Here is a 3910-nt window from a genome sequence, read left to right on the forward strand (position 1 = left end):
TATTTTACCAGCAGCTCCGCTATCACACCCTCCGCCGTTTTCCGACAAGGCGGATGCCATCGGGATATTCCGTTTGACGCCTTCGTTACAAGGGCTTAAAATCCACAAATGAGGGTGTTGTGTCTGTTTCGCGGAGGAAAATAACATGGCAAATCTCAGATTCACTCTTTCGGGGGATGCATCTAAGCTCATTTCGACTATTGCAAAGCGGGATAGTATCAATGACGAGGAGGTTATTCGGAGGGCGCTCTCCGCTCTCAATGTGCTTGAAGAAAAGCGACGCAGGGACATAAAGATTGGAGAGCCAAAATCCAAGTTCAAGCTTGCGGTCATTGATGATTCCGACAGGGACGCTCCCCAGGTTGCCGTTCGTATTAGCGGTATATAGAGGTATTCCTCATGGCGGAAGTCGAGGAGGTACAGGTCGATGGTGACTCATCGGATGGTGCGTCGCTTTACAACAGCTCCGTCCAAAAAGATGTCACCCCTAAAGATATATTATCATTGGCGAAAGGGATTTTAGGCGTTGCGGCTCTTCTGGCCTTGGTGAGTTGTGGCGTCTATGTTTACCTGCCGGAAAATCCGGCTAGCAAGGAAGTTTTTGAGTATGCCAAGACCATTCTTCCTCCCATCGTTACTCTGGTAATCGGGTTTTATTTCCGCTCCACTACGGAAGAGTGATGCAAACCTACAAACTGGTTCTCCCTGAGCATTTGAACCATTATGGCTACCTCTTCGGCGGGCAGTTGCTGAAGTGGGTGGACGAGTCGGCCTATATCGCGGCGCGGTTGGACTATCCGCGATCGGAGTTCGTCACCGTGGCCATGGAGCGGGTGGCTTTTCTGGAGCGGGTCGATCTGGGGGCCATTTTGTGCATTCAGGTACAGCGCACCCGGGTGGGGCGCACCTCGGTGGAGTATCTGGCCACGGTGCAGAACGCGGTGGCCTGCGAGTGCAAAACCATTTTTTCCACCTCCGTGACCTTCGTCTGCATCGGCCCCGACGGCAATAAACAGGAGCTGCCGGCGGTTTCGACGCCGTGATTGAGGTATCCTTTCAGTAATACGGGGGTTCGGGGGGGATTATCCCCCCCGACGGGTCCAGGGCAGCGCCCTGGGACGTGTCCTGTTGTCGTTGACTTTCCCGCCCTCCTGGGATTTGTTCTTAGACTCTGTCGCCAAAGCATGTTGTTCAGTTCCTCTGACGGTTATTTGGCACGAAGTCGTCTCCACGGTCGTCGATGCGCGGGTACATTATTGGTCCTTTGTTGCCGACTGGTACGAAGTTGCGAGCCAGCTCCTGGGCTTTGGCAATCTGCTCCGGGGTCATGAGCATAGCAACAGCCTTTAGAGCATCGGGGGCCGTTTTATTCCCGTTGGCGCCAGCAAGATTTAACCACATATGGGCCTGAATATTATCTTTAGGAACCCCTTCGCCGCTTAAGTACATAAATCCGATATTATTTTGCGCCGCCGATAAGCCTCGTTCAGCGGCCAGCCTGAACCATTGCATGGCTTCCTTATAGTCTTGAATAACCCCTCTACCTTCTAAAAACATAAATCCAAGATTGTTTTGCGCTGACAGAAAGCCCTGTTCGGCGGCCAGCCGGAACCATTTTACGGATTTCTTATAGTCCTGGGAAACGCCGTCGCCGTTTTCAAACATAACCCCAAGTTTGTATTGCGCCTCAGCATCACCCTTTTCAGCGGCCATGCGCAACTGATCGATGGCTGCATCCTGTGGGGCAACCCTACCTGTAATCGGCAAAATGCCTCCCTGTCCGGCAGAAGGTCCACCTCCAAACAGGTGGGCAACCTCCGGGTCGTCGGGGGAGATATATCGGAACCCAGGTGGCAGAGGTGGGTTGCCATCGTCTGTCACATGAGCAGCAACCGGGCTTGTTTTTGGCCTGTTTTCCGATCCGATTGACAGAGATTGATACTTCTTGTTGAGGTTATTGTTGAATGTTCCTATCAAAAAAGGGATCATCGATGCAGCGAGAAGATACAGAAACGGGAGAAAGATCTTTACCACAAGCCTGGTTTTTGATGACACAATATATCTATCTATTAATACTACGAAATATTTTGACAGGGCATATCCTGCAAGAACCTCACCAGCGACAATCAATGCTCCCGCTTTTAGTTCCATCAAATCGAAGAATATTTTAAGGCACGCCCCTCCCCACAAATGCAGACCCATCACCCATCTGGAAGGCTTCTCTTCTGGTTGGGCCATGCACCGATAACCTGAGGATGGCGAAGAGGACCCGGTCATCAGCCCCTTGTGGGGCGATCCGACCAAGCGGTTATGTAGGGTGGCGGGGTTTCCCCCGCCCTTCACGCTACCATCCGCGCCGGCGCGAACCGGTGCTTCCGGTCCCGTAGGTGCCACCACCAAAGGAGGAGCCATACGGGCTCAGTCTCCCGCTCTGTCCGGTATAGGGATTGGTGTTGCCCTGGGTGCTGTAGTTGTCAAACATGGAGTTGTTCGGGGCGGAGCGCACATGCGGTTGCACATAGGAACCATCCTGGCGAAAATGGCCGTTGACGTAGACATCATCGCCCCAGGCGAAGGCGGTACCGGCGGTGAACAAGGCGGCAAGGAAGAGGACGCGCTTCATGGGCTTCTCCTTCATGACGGAAGATTGAGGTTGGAAGTCGGACCGTCAGGAGTATACCGGAGGAAGAGCGGCAGGAAAAGATGATTTTGAGATGGAGTCAGGTCAAATTTCCGTTATTGGGAGTAAATTTTGGAATTTGACCGGGAAGGATCTTTCCGGCAACAGGCTCACCGGTTTTGCTGCCGTCCAGGCCGGTTGTTATGCAGCCGATACGGCACCCCCGGCACCCAGGTTGGAAGTAAGCCGTCCATCATCCAGCCAAGCCTAGTGCCAACGCCTGGTTGTAGAGGGCAAGAATGTTTTTCGGGGTATAAGGGGATACACTCATCCCCCCACAGATCCGCTCATACACCTCCTGGTCCAGCGGATCCTGCGGGACAAACGATCCGCCCTTCACGCCCTTTACCACCTTGTTGGCGTTTTCGTTTCGGGATCTGGTGTAAAAGACAAAGCTTTGGTGCTTCACGAAAGGATGGTCGCCCTGGTTCAGGATGCAGGTGGTGTCATGCCAGGACCCGGCTTTGCCGACACTGGAAACTGACACCAGCAACACATACTTGTCATGGCCGGAAACGAACGGATCGGTCAGAACGATAAAGAGATGTTCGCGGTCCGGGTCGTCCGGGGGGTCGGAAGGTATCAGAACCGTGGCGCCGAAACGGGATGAACATTTTCATAGGGAGGCATAGAGAGCGTCGATATTCTGCTCGGTTTCGATACGCTCGGCCAATTCACTGGCCTCTGCCTCACTGTAACCGACTGCCAGCGCCATGGCGTGAAACGGGATCGGCATGGATGAACCGGAGGGGTTGGTCCATTCTGGACAATGCTGATGAGTCCAGTCCCGGATTTCCCATTTTCCCATGCCGCCGAACTCTTGCCACACACTTTCCAGTATGTCCTCTTCGGCCCTGCTCAATGCGTCCAGATCTTCCGGGGTGAAACTTCTGCGGAGCGACACTTCATGGCCTGCCTTGTCGGATATCCACTCCTCCCACCCACCCGGTTGGGATTCGACATCTCCGTCCATCAGGTTCAGTGTCATGGAAAGCACCGGGCCATGAGGCATGGAAACAAGATGGTCCCAGCAGATGGGCAACCCGGTGAGGCGCATCGACTCTCGTTCCGCCAGATACAACAGCTTCATCAGCTTCAAATGAGACATGCGTCCTTCCGGGGTCTTGCCCAGAAGGAAAGCCGCCATCTGCGCTGCCTTGCGTTCGTTGTACATAGCCCGGCTCCGTCACTATCAGAATCACTCGCTGACTTCAGGCTACCACATCCCAT

Annotated in this window: 7 protein-coding genes; 3 read left to right on the forward strand and 4 right to left on the reverse strand. The window is 53.8% G+C overall.

Annotated elements, in window-relative coordinates:
• Positions 1–145: 145 nt before the first annotated feature.
• From HQL56_18690 to HQL56_18700, 3 genes are read left to right on the forward strand one after another with little or no spacing between them, the layout of a single operon-like run.
• The gene (locus HQL56_18690) at positions 146–388 is read left to right on the forward strand and encodes a hypothetical protein (GenBank protein MBF0311544.1); all 243 of its coding nucleotides are present in this window, start codon (positions 146–148) and stop codon (positions 386–388) included.
• Positions 389–399: 11 nt separating this feature from the next.
• On the forward strand, positions 400–681 hold the full coding sequence (locus HQL56_18695) for a hypothetical protein (protein MBF0311545.1): 282 nt from the start codon (positions 400–402) through the stop codon (positions 679–681).
• The gene (locus HQL56_18700) at positions 681–1043 is read left to right on the forward strand and encodes an acyl-CoA thioesterase (GenBank protein ID MBF0311546.1); all 363 of its coding nucleotides are present in this window, start codon (positions 681–683) and stop codon (positions 1041–1043) included. Before HQL56_18695 ends, HQL56_18700 begins: the two co-directional genes overlap by 1 nt.
• A gap of 148 nt (positions 1044–1191) precedes the next feature.
• On the opposite strand, the gene HQL56_18705 is transcribed toward HQL56_18700, so the two are convergent.
• The 4 genes from HQL56_18705 to HQL56_18720 form a co-directional block, all read right to left on the reverse strand.
• Complete coding sequence (locus HQL56_18705) at positions 1192–2151, reverse strand: sel1 repeat family protein (protein MBF0311547.1); 960 nt, start codon at positions 2149–2151, stop codon at positions 1192–1194.
• Positions 2152–2344: 193 nt separating this feature from the next.
• The gene (locus HQL56_18710; protein MBF0311548.1) at positions 2345–2623 is read right to left on the reverse strand and encodes a hypothetical protein; all 279 of its coding nucleotides are present in this window, start codon (positions 2621–2623) and stop codon (positions 2345–2347) included.
• Positions 2624–2873: 250 nt separating this feature from the next.
• Positions 2874–3176, reverse strand: a complete 303-nt coding sequence (locus tag HQL56_18715; GenBank protein ID MBF0311549.1) for a hypothetical protein — start codon at positions 3174–3176, stop codon at positions 2874–2876.
• Positions 3177–3296: 120 nt separating this feature from the next.
• Positions 3297–3854, reverse strand: a complete 558-nt coding sequence (locus HQL56_18720; GenBank protein ID MBF0311550.1) for a SocA family protein — start codon at positions 3852–3854, stop codon at positions 3297–3299.
• Between the last annotated feature and the right edge of the window lie 56 nt (positions 3855–3910).

The organism is Magnetococcales bacterium (assembly GCA_015231925.1).
Taxonomy (GTDB): Bacteria; Pseudomonadota; Magnetococcia; order Magnetococcales; family JADGAQ01; genus JADGAQ01.

Excerpts from the sequence above, each read along its gene's own strand:
- HQL56_18705 (MBF0311547.1), bottom strand. The coding sequence starts at position 2,151 with ATGGAACTAAAAGCGGGAGCATTGATTGTCGCTGGTGAGGTTCTTGCA.
- HQL56_18710 (MBF0311548.1), bottom strand. The coding sequence starts at position 2,623 with ATGAAGCGCGTCCTCTTCCTTGCCGCCTTGTTCACCGCCGGTACCGCC.
- HQL56_18720 (MBF0311550.1), bottom strand. The coding sequence starts at position 3,854 with ATGTACAACGAACGCAAGGCAGCGCAGATGGCGGCTTTCCTTCTGGGC.
- HQL56_18700 (MBF0311546.1), top strand. The coding sequence starts at position 681 with ATGCAAACCTACAAACTGGTTCTCCCTGAGCATTTGAACCATTATGGC.
- HQL56_18695 (MBF0311545.1), top strand. The coding sequence starts at position 400 with ATGGCGGAAGTCGAGGAGGTACAGGTCGATGGTGACTCATCGGATGGT.
- HQL56_18690 (MBF0311544.1), top strand. The coding sequence starts at position 146 with ATGGCAAATCTCAGATTCACTCTTTCGGGGGATGCATCTAAGCTCATT.